The organism is Aeromonas aquatilis (genome assembly GCF_054052405.1).
The window spans coordinates 1-15,109 of sequence record NZ_JBSTYP010000051.1 but is presented as its reverse complement, the minus strand read 5'-3'; the positions used below and the strand labels follow the sequence as shown (position 1 = coordinate 15,109).

General features: G+C 60.0%; 13 protein-coding genes and 1 pseudogene. 8 read left to right on the top strand and 6 right to left on the bottom strand.

Annotated elements, in window-relative coordinates; genetic code table 11:
• The first annotated feature begins 31 nt into the window (after positions 1 to 31).
• From glgB to msrB, 3 genes are all read left to right on the top strand, one after another.
• Complete coding sequence (gene glgB, locus ACW5W8_RS17985; protein ID WP_498629282.1) at positions 32 to 2,209, top strand: 1,4-alpha-glucan branching protein GlgB; 2,178 nt, start codon at positions 32 to 34, stop codon at positions 2,207 to 2,209.
• Positions 2,209 to 4,365, top strand: a complete 2,157-nt coding sequence (gene glgX / locus ACW5W8_RS17980; protein WP_498629280.1) for a glycogen debranching protein GlgX — start codon at positions 2,209 to 2,211, stop codon at positions 4,363 to 4,365. The genes glgB and glgX overlap by 1 nt, the downstream gene beginning before the upstream one ends.
• Positions 4,366 to 4,433: 68 nt before the next feature.
• Positions 4,434 to 4,820 (top strand): peptide-methionine (R)-S-oxide reductase MsrB, encoded by a 387-nt coding sequence (gene msrB / locus ACW5W8_RS17975; protein WP_498629278.1) that lies wholly within the window; start codon positions 4,434 to 4,436, stop codon positions 4,818 to 4,820.
• Between the two features lie 112 nt (positions 4,821 to 4,932).
• Here msrB and ACW5W8_RS17970 read toward each other — a convergent pair whose 3' ends face one another.
• The 3 genes from ACW5W8_RS17970 to ACW5W8_RS17960 all read right to left on the bottom strand — a co-directional run bounded on the left by ACW5W8_RS17970 (position 4,933) and on the right by ACW5W8_RS17960 (position 7,947).
• A complete protein-coding gene (locus ACW5W8_RS17970) occupies positions 4,933 to 5,802 on the bottom strand; it encodes an AraC family transcriptional regulator (protein WP_498629276.1) in 870 nt (289 codons plus the stop codon).
• Between the two features lie 468 nt (positions 5,803 to 6,270).
• Positions 6,271 to 7,419 carry a chromate efflux transporter gene (gene chrA / locus ACW5W8_RS17965; protein ID WP_498629274.1) on the bottom strand — a complete coding sequence of 383 codons (1,149 nt, stop codon included), beginning with the start codon at positions 7,417 to 7,419 and terminating at the stop codon, positions 6,271 to 6,273.
• 72 nt (positions 7,420 to 7,491) lie between these two features.
• A complete protein-coding gene (locus tag ACW5W8_RS17960) occupies positions 7,492 to 7,947 on the bottom strand; it encodes a nucleotide triphosphate diphosphatase NUDT15 (protein ID WP_498629272.1) in 456 nt (151 codons plus the stop codon).
• A gap of 210 nt (positions 7,948 to 8,157) precedes the next feature.
• Between ACW5W8_RS17960 and ACW5W8_RS17955 the strand changes: the two are divergent.
• Positions 8,158 to 8,374, top strand: a pseudogene (locus ACW5W8_RS17955) (hypothetical protein).
• 145 nt (positions 8,375 to 8,519) lie between these two features.
• Entirely contained in the window at positions 8,520 to 8,837 is a 318-nt protein-coding gene (locus tag ACW5W8_RS17950; protein ID WP_005343224.1) for a hypothetical protein, read from the top strand.
• 131 nt (positions 8,838 to 8,968) lie between these two features.
• On the opposite strand, the gene ACW5W8_RS17945 is transcribed toward ACW5W8_RS17950, so the two are convergent.
• Positions 8,969 to 9,445, bottom strand: a complete 477-nt coding sequence (locus ACW5W8_RS17945) for an Lrp/AsnC family transcriptional regulator (protein ID WP_005304871.1) — start codon at positions 9,443 to 9,445, stop codon at positions 8,969 to 8,971.
• A 482-nt stretch (positions 9,446 to 9,927) separates the two neighbouring features.
• On the opposite strand from ACW5W8_RS17945, the gene ACW5W8_RS17940 reads away from it, so the two are divergent.
• Positions 9,928 to 10,746: a Cof-type HAD-IIB family hydrolase gene (locus ACW5W8_RS17940; protein WP_498629270.1), complete on the top strand. Its 819-nt coding sequence runs from the start codon at positions 9,928 to 9,930 to the stop codon at positions 10,744 to 10,746.
• A gap of 51 nt (positions 10,747 to 10,797) precedes the next feature.
• Here ACW5W8_RS17940 and ACW5W8_RS17935 read toward each other — a convergent pair whose 3' ends face one another.
• Positions 10,798 to 11,361 (bottom strand): DUF2799 domain-containing protein, encoded by a 564-nt coding sequence (locus tag ACW5W8_RS17935; RefSeq protein ID WP_498629268.1) that lies wholly within the window; start codon positions 11,359 to 11,361, stop codon positions 10,798 to 10,800.
• Positions 11,362 to 11,568: 207 nt separating this feature from the next.
• On the opposite strand from ACW5W8_RS17935, the gene ACW5W8_RS17930 reads away from it, so the two are divergent.
• A complete protein-coding gene (locus ACW5W8_RS17930; protein ID WP_498629266.1) occupies positions 11,569 to 12,408 on the top strand; it encodes an isopenicillin N synthase family dioxygenase in 840 nt (279 codons plus the stop codon).
• Between the two features lie 211 nt (positions 12,409 to 12,619).
• Complete coding sequence (locus tag ACW5W8_RS17925; RefSeq protein WP_498629265.1) at positions 12,620 to 13,933, top strand: sodium-dependent transporter; 1,314 nt, start codon at positions 12,620 to 12,622, stop codon at positions 13,931 to 13,933.
• A 3-nt stretch (positions 13,934 to 13,936) separates the two neighbouring features.
• Here the strand turns inward: ACW5W8_RS17925 and ACW5W8_RS17920 are convergent, their stop codons facing one another.
• Positions 13,937 to 14,656, bottom strand: coding sequence for a substrate-binding periplasmic protein (locus tag ACW5W8_RS17920; RefSeq protein ID WP_498629263.1), 720 nt, complete (start codon positions 14,654 to 14,656; stop codon positions 13,937 to 13,939).
• Positions 14,657 to 15,109 lie beyond the last annotated feature (453 nt).

Here is a 15,109-nt window from a genome sequence, read left to right as displayed (position 1 = left end):
AGTGGATGCTCTGTCATGAAAGGAAATCTCGATGCTCGTTGAACGTTTGGTTGCTGCCCGCTGTTCCGATCCCTTCTCTCACTTAGGCCTGCAGGCCAATCCGGATGGGCCCGGCCTCAAACTGACCGCCTGGTTGCCTGATGCCCTCGAAGTTCGGGTCAAGGATCTCAAGTCGGGCAAAGTCGTTGCCACCCTGGCGCCCACCGATGAATCGGGTCTTTTTGAAACTGTTTTCACCCGCCGCAAAAACGCCTTCCCCTATCAGCTGATCGCCAGCTACCAAGATGCCACCACCGAGGTCATCGACCCCTATCAGTTTCAGGATGCCGCCTGGGCAGGCCTGGCCGAACTGACCGCCCAGCCGGAAAACCTCTATCACACCCTTGGCGCCCAGCTGCGCACCGTGGAGCACCTTGGCCAACAGGTGGAAGGGGTGCGTTTTGCGGTCTATGCGCCGAGCGCCACCGCCGTGAGCCTCATCGGCGATTTCAACTTCTGGGATGGGCGCCGTCACCCGATGCAGCGCAGCCAGTGCGGCCACTGGGTGCTGTTCGTGCCGGGCCTCAAGGCGGGGGATCGCTACAAGTTCGAGCTCAAGGACCCCATGGGCAACCGGCTGCCCCACAAGAGCGATCCGGTCGGTTTCTACTGCGAGCAGTATCCGTCGTTCGCCTCCGTGGTCTATGACCACGCCCAGTACCAGTGGCAGGATGCCGAGTGGATTGCCAGCCAGCACAACGACAAGCGTGAGCAACCCCTCTCCATCTATGAGCTCCATGTCGGCTCTTGGAAACGCCACCCCAATGGCAACAGCCTAAGCTGGCGCGAACTGGCGGTGGAGCTGGTCGCCTACATCAAGGAGATGGAGTACACCCACATCGAGCTGCTGCCGGTCTCCGAGCACCCCTTCAGCGGCTCCTGGGGCTACCAGCCGGTGGGCATGTTCTCCCCCACCAGCCGCTACGGCACCGCTGATGATTTCAAATACTTCGTCGACCAGTGCCACCAGGCCGGGATCGGCATCATTCTGGACTGGGTGCCCGCCCACTTCCCGTCCGATGCCCACGGCCTGGCACGCTTCGATGGCACCCCGCTCTACGAGTACGAAGATCCGCGCCGTGGCTGGCACCCGGACTGGAACTCCTACATCTATGACTTCGGCCGCGACACAGTACGCCAGTTCCTGGTGGCGAGCGCCCTGTTCTGGCTCGACAAGTTCCACATCGACGGCCTGCGGGTGGATGCGGTCGCCTCCATGCTCTATCTGGACTACTCCCGCAACGCCGGTGAGTGGGTACCGAACGTCGATGGCGGCAACCACAACTACGAGGCGATCAGTCTGCTCAAGTGGACCAACGAGGAGGTCTACGGCAAGTATCCCCACGCCATGACCATAGCCGAAGAGTCCACCGCTTTTGCCGGTGTCTCCCGCCCCACCTTCCTCGGCGGCCTCGGCTTTGGCTTCAAGTGGAATATGGGCTGGATGCACGACACCCTCAGCTATATGCAAAAAGAGCCGATCCACCGCCGCTACCACCACAACGACATGACTTTCTCCATGGTGTACCACTATGACGAGAACTTTATCCTGTCGCTCTCCCATGATGAGGTGGTGCACGGCAAACACTCCATGCTCTACAAGATGCCCGGTGACGAGTGGCAGCAAGCTGCCAACCTGCGGGCCTACATGGGCTTTATGTATGCCCACCCTGGTAAAAAACTCAACTTCATGGGCACCGAACTGGCGCAGAGCAACGAGTGGAATCACGATGCCCAGTTGCCCTGGCACCTGCTGCAGTACCCCAAGCATGCCGGTCAACAGCGGCTGATCCACGATCTCAACCACCTCTACCGTCATGAGCCTGCCTTGTATCAGGCCGATTATGAGCAGACCGGCTTCCGCTGGCTGGATCACAACGATGCCGACAACAGCATCTTTGCCTGGCTGCGGGCGGACAAAGAGGGCAAGCAGGCTATTGTGATGGCTTGCAACTTCACCCCGGTGCCCCGTCTCGAATATCGGATCGGCGTCCCTGCGGCGGGCCACTATCGGGTGGTGCTCAACACCGACAGCGAGTATTACTGGGGTAGTAACTATGATGTAGGTCTGGTGTTCGCTGCCGAGCCGACCCCCTGGCAGGGGATGGCACACAGCATAGTGCTGGATCTGCCACCGCTGGCGACCTTGTTTATCAAACAGGAGTCTTGATGCTTGTAATGGAAAAAGGGGTGGGCCACCCGCTGGGGGCCCGCCTTGACGAGAACGGTTGCCACTTCTGCGTCTGGGCCCCCCAGTCGGACAAGGTGGAGATCTGCCTGTACGACGAGCAGGAGCAGGAGCTGATGCGGCTGGAGTTGCCGGGCCGCCGTGGCCAGTATCGCTTTGGCTACGTGCGCGGCGTAAAGGCCGGTCAGCGCTACGGCTATCGGGTCTACGGCCCGCCGCTGGAGGGAACCCTGTTCGATCCGCAAAAACTGCTGATCGACCCTTACGCCAAGGCGCTCAGTCGCCCCACCTATTGGGATGAAACCCTCTATCAGGGGGACAGTGCCGGCATGATAGCCAAGTCGGTGGTGGTCGATGACCACTTTGACTGGCAGGGGGTAGGCAAGCCCGGGATCAGCCCGGCTCGCACCATTCTCTACGAGACTCACGTCAAGGGCTTTACCAGGCAGCACCCCGGTGTCCCCAAGGCACTGCAGGGCACCTACCTTGGTATCTGCCACCCGCTGATCATCGAACACATGAAGAGCCTGGGGGTCACCTCGGTGCAGCTGATGCCGGTGGCCGCCTTTATGTCGGAACCCCGACTGGAGCAGCTGGGCCTGACCAACTATTGGGGCTACAACCCTATCGCCTTCTTCGCCCCGGAGCCGCGCTACAGCACCAAGGCAGACGAGGCGGTGACCGAGTTCAAGACCATGGTACGCGAGCTGCACCGGGCCGGGCTCGAGGTGATCCTGGATGTGGTCTACAACCACACGGCAGCCTCCGGCTTCGATGGCCCGACCCTCTCGTTCAAGGGCTTTGACAACGCCGGTTACTTCGCCTTCGAAGCGGGCCCCCACGGTCCCGACTACCGCCGTCACGCCAACGTGACCGGTTGTGGCAACAGCGTCAATCTGGATCACCCCAATACCCTGCGACTGGTGCTCGATGCTTTGCGCTACTGGGTCACCGAGATGCAGGTGGATGGCTTCCGTTTCGATCTGGCGGTAACGCTGGCGCGGGAAGCGGGAGAGTTCGAGCCCATGGGCGCCTTCTTCAAGGCGGTGATGGCCGACCCTGTGCTGTCACAGGTCAAGCTCATCGCCGAACCCTGGGATATCGGCCCCTTCGGCTACCGGCTGGGTCAGTTCCCGAGCCAGTGGCAGGAGATCAATGACCGCTACCGCGACACTGTGCGTGCCTTCTGGCGCGGTGATGCGGGCAAGATGGGGGATTTTGCCACCCGTCTGGTGGGCTCGCGGGATATCTTCCCGAAGAACTGGCGCTCCCCCCACACCAGCGTCAACTACCTCTGCTATCACGACGGTTTCACCCTGGAGGATCTGGTCTCCTACAACCAGCGCCACAATCAGGCCAACGGTGAAGACAATCGGGACGGTCACGGCAACAACCTCTCCTATAACCATGGGGTAGAGGGGCCGACCCTGGATCCGCGGGTCAACAGCCTGCGCCAGCAGCAGAAGCGCAATCTGATTGCCACTCTGCTGCTCTCCCAAGGCACTCCACACTTCCTCGCCGGCGACGAGATGGGCCGCAGCCAGCTTGGCAACAACAACGCCTACTGTCAGGACAACCAGATCAGCTGGGTCAACTGGCAGTGGCGGCCGGAGGATGAGCGGCTGTTCGCCTTCACCCAGCAGATGATGGCGCTGCGGGCGGAGTCCTGCGTCTTCTCCAACCTGCAACTGAGCGACGACAGCTGGAATGGCACCCCGTCCAGCTGCCATCAGGTCAACTGGTATCACCCGGACGGCCACCAGCTCACCGATCAGGATTGGCACGCCCCCATGGGGCAGGCGTTTGCCATGGATATCGGCATGATCAACTGTGTCGGCGAGCGCTGGTACGTGCTGTTCAACGCCAGCGACTATGATATCCAGTTCCGCCTGCCTCCGCCGGGGGAAGGGCTGGAGTGGATCCAGACCATCGACACCGCCACCAACGATGGGCTGCCCTTCCTGCCCGATGACATCAAACGGCAGGTGGCAGTCGGCCGGGCCCACTCCCTCAAACTGCTGGAGCGGGTGGCGCTGGCCAGCACGGCGCAGGATGCCCAGCCACCGCAGCAGGAAATTCTCCCGGCATCCGGTGAGGAGATGGTTGCAACCTCGATCACAGATACAGGCAAAGCATAAGAGGCATGCTGGAGTCAGCTTTACGGAGCCGCTATGCTGGGCTCCGGTATGGATGGCAAGGAGTCGGTATGAGCAGTAACAATCCGGAACAGTGGCGCAGCAAACTGACCGCCGAGCAGTTTCACGTCTGCTGGGAGAAGGGCACCGAGCGCCCCTACAGCGGCGCCCTGCTCCACAATCGCAAGAGCGGCGACTACCTCTGTGTCTGCTGCAAGAGCGTGCTGTTTCACTCAGGAGCCAAGTTTGATTCCGGCTGCGGCTGGCCCTCGTTCGACAAGGCCATCGAGGGGACGGTGATCTACACCGAGGACAGCAGCCACGGCATGAAGCGGGTGGAGATCACCTGCAGCCAGTGCGGCTCCCACCTCGGTCACGTCTTCCCCGACGGACCGACCGAGACCGGCCAGCGCTACTGCGTCAACAGCCTGAGTCTGGATTTCGATCCCGACGCTTAAGCGGCTGACCCATTGCAATAAAAACGGCGCCTCCATCACGGAGGCGCCGTTTTTTGTCTTGATGTGACCGACCGCAGCCACGATGAAACGGCTATTCCGTCATGCTGACAGATTATTTCAGCGGCAGGTAAATGTCGGTGACCAATTCATGCGCAGCCACTTCATGTACAAAGTTGTGATAGTGAAAGAAGAGCGGAAAATCGCGCAACTCCTCGCCACTCTCTGGCAACCAGTCACGATACAAGGCTCTTGCAGACTCAGCCAAATGGTCATGAGACCCCTGATAGCGCACGACAGCGCAACGACCCGCAGGGATAACGGCATTTTTCACACCGAATGCATTCCCTTCATCAATTGGCCTGTTCACACTGCCACAGAGCGTAAAGCGAAACATCGCCCCCTCAGTCGTAACCGGATCACAAGGAGCTATCCCATAAGTCTGGCTTGTCGCAACGGGTGAACAGCCGGTTGTTTTACGCCATTCAATAAAGCGCGCCGCTGTTTCATTGATTCGCTCGGGCTGGCCTGAGTGCGTCAAGGCTGCGACCGCTGTTGCGGGAAAATCGATAATGGTAACGTGCATGGTTTCAATCCTCTCTGATCTGGGTTTGGGCAGACACTGATGCCAATTGGCCCAGTCCGGTTTTTTCCGAAACTGGCTCGGTGTCAGACCAAAAACTTGCTTGAATGCGCGACTGAATGACTCTGCGTGCTGGAAGCCCGCATCAAGTGCGATATCAATTACTTTTTCCAGAGGATTGAATGCCAATCGGTATGACGCTCGTTTCAGGCGAAGTAGCTGGATATAACGCCCTAACGGCACGCCACAGTGACTGGCAAATTGCCGATGAAAGTGAAATGGCGAAAAACAGGCCACCGCACTGAGTTGCTCCAATGACAGCTCTTCATCCAGATGCTGTTCAATATGATCGAACACCTTCTGGAAGCGTCTGGCGTAAGCACCTGCCTGGCTGATATTCATAAAGCCTCCTCTGTGCTGCGTACTATCGGCCAACAGCGGAAGGATATCCTGACTCATCTTGCTTTTTTCGATACGGACGGCAACTGGCGAGGGAAAATGACGAAAATAGTGCGCAGAAAGACACAAGCTAGCTCCAGGCGCAAACATGCAAGGGGATACGCCCCATCAGCCACCTCAAATGCCCCGCCATCCGTGAACCATACTCGCTCCCATAACCCGGCGCAGTTCACCTTTGCACCTGAACACCGCACCCGCACAGCGCTCCCGCAGCCAAACCAACACTATAAATTTGATTTATGGATTTTGGCTGCATGACCTAATTTTGTCTTATACCAAGCCAGCCACTGCCCCCCTCGCCTTTCGCGGCATGTCGGCAGCCGACACAGGCCGTCGCCCGATCCGCTATGGGCTGTTAACAGCGAAACGGTAAGCGGCATCCATTGAAAAGCGCAGTAGGGAACATTCCCGTCACGCCTGCAACAGGGCCGCCAGCACCAGCAACCCAGCGATGGCCGGCACCGGCAGCTTCACCACCCGCAGCAGATAAAAGCCGATAACGGCCAGCGCCAGATCGGTGGGCGCCAGCACGGCGCTCTGCCACACCGGCTGGTAGAGCGCGGCCAGCAAGAGCCCGACCACGGCGGCATTGATGCCAGCGACGGCCCCCGCCAGACGGGGACTTGCCAGCCACTGCTGCCAGCAGGGGCCCACCGCCCAGAGCAGCAGAAAGCCGGGCGCAAAGAGCGCCAGGGTCGCCGACAAGGCCCCGAGCAGCGGCGTCCCGGGCAACAGCTGGGCGCCAAGGTAGGTGGCAAGGGTAAACATGGGGCCCGGCACCAGCTGGGCCAGACTGTAGCCGGTCAGGAACTGCTGCTCGCTGAGGGTGTGGCCCACGCTCTCGGCCAGCAGCGGCAGCACCACATGGCCACCACCAAAGACCAGGCTACCTGCCCGATAGAAGTCGGCCACCAGCTGGCCAATCGGGCCACCAAGCAGCGGCAGGCCAACAAAGAGGGCGGCAAAGAGCAGCAGAAGCAGCCAGTTTGGCTGGCTGGTGGTGGCAAATCGTGGCTCGGCAGCCCCTTGTGTCCCCTCCCCGAGCTGGAAACGGGCCGAGAGCAGTGCGGCGAGCGCCAGCATCCCCAGTTGGGTCAGCAGGCCGGGCTGCCACCAGAGCGCGGCGGCGGTCGCCACCATGATCCCCTGAGCCAAGCGGTTGCTGCAGAACTGGCGGCTCATGGCGAGCACGGCATCGGCCACCACGATCAGCGCCAGCAGCTTGAGACCGTGCAGGGCGCTTGCCAGCCAGAGGTTGCTGCCCACCAGCGCCACCCCGAGGGCGGCCGCCAGCAGCAAGATAAAGGAGGGAAGGGTGAAGCCGACAAAGGCAGCCAGTGCCCCGCCAAAACCGGCACGGTGGCGGCCGATGGCAAAACCGAGCTGGCTGGAGGCTGGCCCCGGCAGCAGCTGGCAGAGCGCCAGCAGGCGGGCAAACTCGCCCTGATCCAGCCAGCCCAGGCGCTGGACAAAGGTGCGCTGGAAATACCCGATATGGGCGGCCGGGCCGCCAAAACTGACGCATCCCAGCCACAAAAACCGCCAAAAGACCTCACCCACGCTGCTGCTCCCGTCCCTTTCACACCGATGGAGAGGAGATAATATGACAGCGCGATGATCTATTTATGACAATCAGGCTGATCCGGCCGACACCATTGGCACATCACCCGGCAGATAGCAGCGCCCCGCCAGCCAGCAGGCAATCGACTGGCGGCTGGCATCAAAGTGGGGCTCGGGCAGCACGCGCGGATCGCACCAGACCCAGCCTTCGCACTTTTCCGGCTCCAGCAACTGCGGCTCGCCATCGGCCCGGGCATGCAGCGTCACCGAGATATAGTGAAGACCGCTCTCGCGCCAGGTCTCCAGATTGTTGGTCACCGCCACCACTTCGGGCGAGCTGATCGCCAGCCCTGTCTCCTCGGCCACCTCGCGGATCGCCGCCGTCTCGAAGCTCTCCCCCAGCTCGAGATGGCCGCCCGGAATGGACCAGTAGGGGGCGTGGCTTCCCTTGCGTTTACCAAGCAGAACCAGGCCCTGAGCATTGGTCAGGATGACACCGACACCGACGCGGGGATAGAGAGTGGACATGAAAACGCTCCTTCAATGAGGCAGTAAAAACGGCCTCACCTTAGGCCGAAGGAGGGAGCACGGCAAGCCCCGGCTGATCGACTTCAGCGCCCGTCAGTGACACCTTGCCCATTAACCGGTTATCACAGATGCAGGGGAGCGAAGCCCGGATGGCGAGGTCATCCCTACCCTTCACATCCTCCATCGCCCCGAGACCACGAGGAGTCAGCCATGACAAAATTGCTCCCCCTGTGCGCCCTGCTGCTCACGGCTTGCCAAACCACGCCCGCTCGCCATCGATGATGCCGATGCTTGGCAGGCCATTTGCAATGATGGCACCCGGGTTCGCGCCATCGTGGCAGAGGGGAGCTGTGCGGATCATCGCGGGGTTGCCATCTGGACGAATAAGCCAAGAGCCGAACGGATGGCAGAAGAAGCCGCCAAATAGTGTGATCCAGACACCATAAAATGACACCGCCGGCCAATTGGCCGGATTTTTTCGCGATCTCGCCAGCACTTTGCCACCTTGTTCATGGTGCGCTCAGTTTTCTGTTCCCATACTGGCCCTACAGTTCCAAAAGAGGAGAGACAAGATGCAAACATCCATCGTCGGGCTCTCCATTCTGTGGGGGCTAGCCAGTTTTGGTGTTCAGGGGGATTTCATCGAGAGCCGTGATTCCGTTGCGCCATCCTGGCAAGCCGAGTCCAGAGTGGAGATGGAAGGTTATCTGATTGAATCGCTTGGCGAAGATCGTTGGCTGTTCGATAACGGCAGCGAGAGCCTGCTGGTCTCCCTGCCCGAGGGGCAATGGGTGCCGACCGGCGAGCGGCTGCGAGTCAGCGGCGAACCGCAGCAGGAGCAGAGCGGCTGGCTGCTGCAGGTGGAAGACATCAGCCAGGTCAGCGTCTGACCACGGCAGTAGTCCCGTCACCGCGACAGCTAATCCAGACCCGATAACCACTACCGAATAACCAAGAGCGAATAGCAAAAGAGGAGGCCACTGGCCTCCTCTTTCTGTTTCTCTAAGCGGCTTGCGCGGGCTCAACCCAGATGGTTGAGCGGCAGCGCCGTCTTGTGCTTGATGCGGCGCAGCACGAAGCTGGAGCGCACTCCGGTCACCCCCGGAATATGGGTCAGCTTGTCCAGCAGGAAGTGCTGGTAGTGCTCCATGTCGCGCACCACTACCTTGAGCTGGTAGTCGGCATCATTGCCGGTGATAAGGTCACACTCCAGCACTTCGGGCAGTTCGCTGATGGCGCGATCGAAGTTTTCGAACCGCTCGGGCGTATGTCTGTCCATGGAAATGTGAATGTAGGCGGTGAGGGTGAGGCCAAGCTGGCGGGCGTTGAGCAGAGTAACGTGGGTGTCGATGAGACCGGCATCCTCCAGCGCCTTGACCCGGCGGGAGCAGGGGGACGGCGAGAGCCCGACCAACTCGGCCAGTTCCAGATTGCTGATGCGGCCATTCTCCTGCATCAGCTCGAGAATATGTCTGTCTATGCGATCAAGTTTCAGCATTTACCCTTCCTCGTTGCAATGACTAATCCACTTTTCCTAGATTAAGGGTGAACTATTGCAAAAACAACCTAAATAAGTGGTTACTTTGCAACCACTCACCGGCACGGGAGGGATACTATGGTTACATCTTCCGGTGGCAAAGCAGATACCTGACCGGGTCTCTGCGGTGAAGGACCTTACCGGGTCAAGAGCCCCATCAGCCGTCTTACCTTATCGGGAAACGACGGGCTGGAACGAGAGAACCCCCTCCCCGAAGGCAACAAAGCAGGCATCCCGGCGCCTGCTTTGTTGTTTTTGGGCGTTTGACGAAATCAGAACGCGGACGGCGTGATGCGATAGAGACAGCGATGCGCCCCCTCCAGCTGTGCCTGAGCCACGAAGGGATCACAGTTCAGCGCTCCGGCCGCGGGCAAGACTTGCATCGGGGCGCCGGGTCTGGGACGGTAACGCTCTTTGCGGATTTGTTCGATGCTGGAGGAGCTATGAGTGAGTACAAGGCCATCGCGCTCGATATGGATGGCACCCTGCTGACCCGGGATCACAAGATCTCGTCGGCCACCCGGGCAGCACTGGCGCAGGCCCGCGCCCACGGCATCAAGGTGCTGCTGGTCACGGGGCGCCACTATATGACGGCGCGTCCCTTCCACCACGAGCTGGCCCTCGATACCCCCCTCATCTGCAGCAACGGCGCCTATCTCTATGATCCGGTGCAGAACCGGATCCTCAGCGGCGACCCGCTGGCGGCCGCCCCGCTTACCGAGCTGCTGGCCGCGGTCGAGGCGCAGCAGATGGGCGCCCTGTTCCACCTGAGCGAGGGGATCGGCTACCTCGGCTGTGAAGAGCATGTCACCCGCATCCGCCACTGGTCGGCCAATCAGCCGGACCACCTCAAGATCGCCCTCCACTCGGTCGAGGAGCTGGCAGGCTGGCTCGACAACCCGGTCTGGAAGCTGGAGCTGTTCAATCAGGATCCGGCGCGCCTGCACACCTTTATGGGCGAGGTGGTCGAGCAGATGCCCTTTACCCGTGACTGGGCGGCCCCCTATGCGGTGGAGCTGGTACAGCCCGGTTGCAGCAAGGGCAACCGGCTGGCCCAGTGGGCATCCAGCGAAGGGATTGCAATGGATCAGGTGGTAGCGTTTGGTGACAACAACAACGATATCAGCATGTTCGAGCAGGTGGGGCTGGCGGTGGCCATGGGCAATGCGGCCCCGCAAATCAAGAGTCATGCCCATCAGGTCACGGCCGACCACAACGAAGATGGTATCGCACTGGCGCTGCAGCGCTGGGTTCTGCCCTGAGCTGACAAGATGCAACATGGCCAGCACGCGGGCTGGCCATGAAGAGAGGGATTAACCGCCGAAGGAGAACTGGATCACCCGATCCGGATAACGCAGACGGTTGTACTCCCGGCGCAGGGATTCGTAGTGGCGAATGGCCCGATCGCGCTTGGCGCGGTAGTAGTCGCGCTGTTCCGTGTTGGTTTCGTTGCGGATGCTGCGTTCAAGCGTATCGATATCCCGCTCGGTACGCTCCAGCTCGTCGCTGATCTCCCGCAAACGGGCAGCCAGTTTGTACTCTTCATAGCCGCGCTGGTACTGCTTGAGGAAGCTGGCATCATTGGGACAGACACCGCGATACTCCTGCCCCTCCTTGCCCTTGCTGTAAGCCAGCTCGGGAATGCAGTAGAGCTCCAGCCCCTTGTCGTAACCCCGTTTCCACTCGGCTTCATCCACTTTGAGTCCATATTCGCTGCAAGACGAAACGTAATCGCGGGTCGCCTGACGGGTTTTGCCTTCCGATCCATCCTGATAACCCAGGTTGTACCAACTCATGGTGCGGCACTCATCTTCTGACAGGGCACTGCATCCCGCCAGCAATACCGGCAGGGTCAGCAACAGGATTTTGGGGGACATGAACAGACTCCGGAAAAGATAGTGAGCGGCATTCTAGAGAGGATAAAAGGCCATCACAAGGGATGCGCTCCCGTGCGGTCTGGTGCGGTTTATTTGATGTTTTTGTCACTATTCAACGCCGTGCCAGACGTGGCGGCCAACCCGCTTTCCTTGTTATCAGGCGCAAGGTAAACTGCGCCATCTTTTAACTGGCGCGCAACAAAAACAATGAAAGTCCTGACCGTCGATTACCGCTCACCCGATGCGGCCCAACGCTTCACCGAATCCCTGCGAACTACCGGCTTTGGCGTGTTGACCAACCACCCCATTCCGAAAGAGCTGGTGCAGTCCATCTACGACAACTGGTATCGCTTCTTCATGAGCGAGCAGAAGCAGGATTTCCTGTTCAACCGCGAAACTCAGGATGGCTACTTCCCGCCGTCGGTCTCCGAGGTGGCCAAGGGCCATAGCCAGAAAGACATCAAAGAGTACTTCCACATCTACCCCTGGGGCCAGATGCCACAAGAGCTGAAAGAGCAGGCGATGGAGTACTATCGTCTGGCCAACGGTCTGGCCGCCGAGCTGCTGGGCTGGGTGGAGCAGTATACCCCGGCTGATATCGCCGCTCACTACAGCTGCCCCCTCTCCTCGATGATCGAAGGGAGCCATAAGACCCTGCTACGGGTGCTGCACTATCCGCCGTTCGATGGCACCGAGGAGCCGGGCGCCATCCGCGCCGCCGCCCACGAGGATATCAACCTGCTCACCATTCTCCCCGCCGCCAACGAGCCGGGGCTGCAGGTGAAGGGTTCCGATGGCGAGTGGATGGACGTGCCGTGCGACTTTGGCACCCTCATCATCAATATCGGCGATATGCTGCAGGAGGCCTCCCGCGGCTACTACCCCTCCACCACTCACCGCGTCATCAACCCGACCGGTGGCAGCGCCGCCAAGTCGCGTATCTCGCTGCCGCTGTTCCTCCATCCGCGCCCGGATGTGGTGCTCTCCGAGCGCCATACCGCCCACAGCTACCTGATGGAGCGGCTGCGGGAGCTCGGGGTGACCTAGTCCGCCGACGAGCAGCTGTCAGAGACCAAACCGGAGCAATCTCGCTCCGGTTTTTATTTGGTGGCAGGATTGGGCAAAAAACAGAATTAAATTAGCCAAGCATGCCAATAAATCGCATTTACACCAGATAACCATCGTAGTGATTGCGCCGTGACCTCCGTAACATGAGCGCCATTCTGCCCCTGCCAAGGGGCGCTCGATTGGAGTTCTTATGAAGCAGTCCCAATGGTCATCCCGACTCGGCTACATTCTCGCCGCAGCGGGTTCCGCGGTCGGTATCGGCGCAATCTGGAAATTTCCCTATGTCACCGCCGTCAACGGCGGCGGCGCCTTCCTGCTGGTCTTTCTGCTGTTCAGCTTCACCCTGGGGGTTGCGGTACTGATGGGGGAAACCCTGCTCGGCAGCATGAGTCGCCGCGGGGTAGTGGGTGCCTTCTCCGATCTGCTCGGCAAACAGTGGCGATGGGTTGGGGTAATGGGGGTGATCTCTACCCTGCTCATCTACTGCTTCTACAGCGTGGTGGGCGGCTGGACCCTGGGTTATACCGGCATGGCCATCTCCGGCGATCTCAACCATGGGGATGCAGCAGCCCTCACCGCCCGCTTCAATGACTATGTCAGCGGTGACATCTGGCCCATTCTCACTCATCTGCTGTTTGCCGCACTGACCTGGATGGTGGTGCGGGGCGGGATCCAGAAAGGGGTGGAGCGCACCCTGCGCTGGATGATGCCAGCCCTGTTCGTGATGATCCTGATGCTGGTCGCCTTTGGCCTCACCCTGCCCAACGCCATGGAGGGGGTGCGCCACTTCCTGATGCCCGATTTCAGCAAGCTGGGGATGTCCGGCGTGCTCGACGCCATGGGGCTGGCCTTCTTCTCCCTCTCCATCGGTCTGGGTATTCATACCACCTACGGTGCCTACCTGCCTTCCAGTGAAGGGGTTGGTCGCTCCAGCCTCTGGGTGGTGCTGCTGGCCAGCATGGTAGCGGTACTGGCGGGTTTGATGATCTTCCCGGTGCTGGCATCGACCGGTATCGATCCTGCTGCGGGCCCGGGCCTCACCTTTATGACCATGCCGGCGGTATTTCAGCTGCTGCCCTTCGGTCAGGTGCTTGAGGTGATCTTCTTCGCCCTGCTGGTCTTTGCGGCGCTCTCCTCGGCCATCTCCCTGCTGGAGCATTTGCAGTGCTTCCTGTGCGAGACCTGGGGCTGGTCGCGTCGTAACGCCTGCAGTGCCATCACCCTGTTCGTCATGGTGTGCGGCATTCCGGTCAGCCTGTCGTTTGGCCCGCTGCAACACGTCACCCTGTTTGGCAAAACCATCTTCGAACTGCTCGACTTCATCACCTCCAACCTGATGATGCCGCTGTTCGGCCTGATGTTGACGCTGCTGCTGGGCTGGAAGCTGGGACGCAAGGCGCTGCCACAAGGGCTCTCTGCCCACTGGCATCATCTGCTGATGAACTGCTGGCGCTGGATTGCACCCTTACTGATAGGCGGGATCCTAGTTCGCGGTCTGATGTGACAGTTACTCTTCGCGGGTGGGCCCATCGGCCCGCCCCTGTGCCGCTCTGACGGCATCCAGGGCATGCTGCCAGCGGGTGATCTCGGCATCATCCGTTCCCTTGGAGAAGACGATATAGAGACCGGCCTGATGGAGCAGTACGCCACTGCTGACGATGCTGCGCCGGGATAACCCCATCTTGTCGAGGGTGGCCTCCATCACCAGCTCCGCCATCGGCAAGGCATCGATCTTGCCCAGCATCAGCCGCTCTATCGCCTCCCTGACTGTCTTGTAGCGCACCAGATTGGTGTAGCCCTCATGGGTCAGCCGCACGTCATCGGCATTCCCCAGCACTACCCCCACTCTGGGCAGATCTCGCAGCTGCGCCAGCGAGGTCAGAGGGTGGCGACTATCCGGCGCCTGATAGATAAAGACCCGATTGATAAAGAGCGGGCCAACCCATTTGAAATGGGACTCCCGCTCCGGGAGCCGCTGTACCACGAACAGTCCATAGCCGGGCTCGACCCGTGCCAGCGCCAGCGCCCGCTTGAGCGGGTAAATCCGCACCGGATAGCGGGTGCCAAGCTCCTCCTGCACCTCATCGATCAGACGAATGGCAAATCCGTCGAGCTTGCCGTCGCGGTATTCGGTAAAGGGGGGTAAGTCATGACTCAGCAGGGTTAATCCGGGCTGCGCCGACACACTCAGGCTGATCAGTAACCAGGGCAGCACCATCCATCTCATACGACATCCTGTCTCATCGTTGTTCCCGTCAGCGCCATGTAGCGGTCACTAGTTCCAGAAGAAGCTACATCGATTATCGCCCAGTAAATAGCCACAAGGTAGAAAAGATACGGCCCGGTAACGCGCTCGCCGATTGAGTTGTACGTACAGTCAGAGTGATGACATCGGCACACATAAAAAATTTTTGATTTTATGTGTCAATTATTCTTTCCATGGTTTAGGCTGTTTCCTCATTCATAAGTCAGGTTGTCACCTCATGTCTGCCACCCTCGTGCTGTTTGGTCGATTTTTTAGCTCGCAAGAGAGGTGACCTTGCACGCACAGTTTTTCTGAATGTTCATTGCAAAGGTCGCCTCAGGCGGCCTTTTTTATGGCTATGTCCCAATTACGTGTTGCATGGGGTGCCCCAGCGCCTCATGCAAACATGCTTTGATATTCACGCCCCTCCCGTAA

Coding starts and splice junctions, on each gene's coding strand:
- glgB (WP_498629282.1), top strand. CDS start 32: ATGCTCGTTGAACGTTTGGTTGCTGCCCGCTGTTCCGATCCCTTCTCT.
- glgX (WP_498629280.1), top strand. CDS start 2,209: ATGCTTGTAATGGAAAAAGGGGTGGGCCACCCGCTGGGGGCCCGCCTT.
- msrB (WP_498629278.1), top strand. CDS start 4,434: ATGAGCAGTAACAATCCGGAACAGTGGCGCAGCAAACTGACCGCCGAG.
- ACW5W8_RS17970 (WP_498629276.1), bottom strand. CDS start 5,802: ATGAATATCAGCCAGGCAGGTGCTTACGCCAGACGCTTCCAGAAGGTG.
- ACW5W8_RS17960 (WP_498629272.1), bottom strand. CDS start 7,947: ATGTCCACTCTCTATCCCCGCGTCGGTGTCGGTGTCATCCTGACCAAT.
- ACW5W8_RS17950 (WP_005343224.1), top strand. CDS start 8,520: ATGCAAACATCCATCGTCGGGCTCTCCATTCTGTGGGGGCTAGCCAGT.
- ACW5W8_RS17945 (WP_005304871.1), bottom strand. CDS start 9,445: ATGCTGAAACTTGATCGCATAGACAGACATATTCTCGAGCTGATGCAG.
- ACW5W8_RS17940 (WP_498629270.1), top strand. CDS start 9,928: ATGAGTGAGTACAAGGCCATCGCGCTCGATATGGATGGCACCCTGCTG.
- ACW5W8_RS17935 (WP_498629268.1), bottom strand. CDS start 11,361: ATGTCCCCCAAAATCCTGTTGCTGACCCTGCCGGTATTGCTGGCGGGA.
- ACW5W8_RS17930 (WP_498629266.1), top strand. CDS start 11,569: ATGAAAGTCCTGACCGTCGATTACCGCTCACCCGATGCGGCCCAACGC.
- ACW5W8_RS17925 (WP_498629265.1), top strand. CDS start 12,620: ATGAAGCAGTCCCAATGGTCATCCCGACTCGGCTACATTCTCGCCGCA.
- ACW5W8_RS17920 (WP_498629263.1), bottom strand. CDS start 14,656: ATGAGATGGATGGTGCTGCCCTGGTTACTGATCAGCCTGAGTGTGTCG.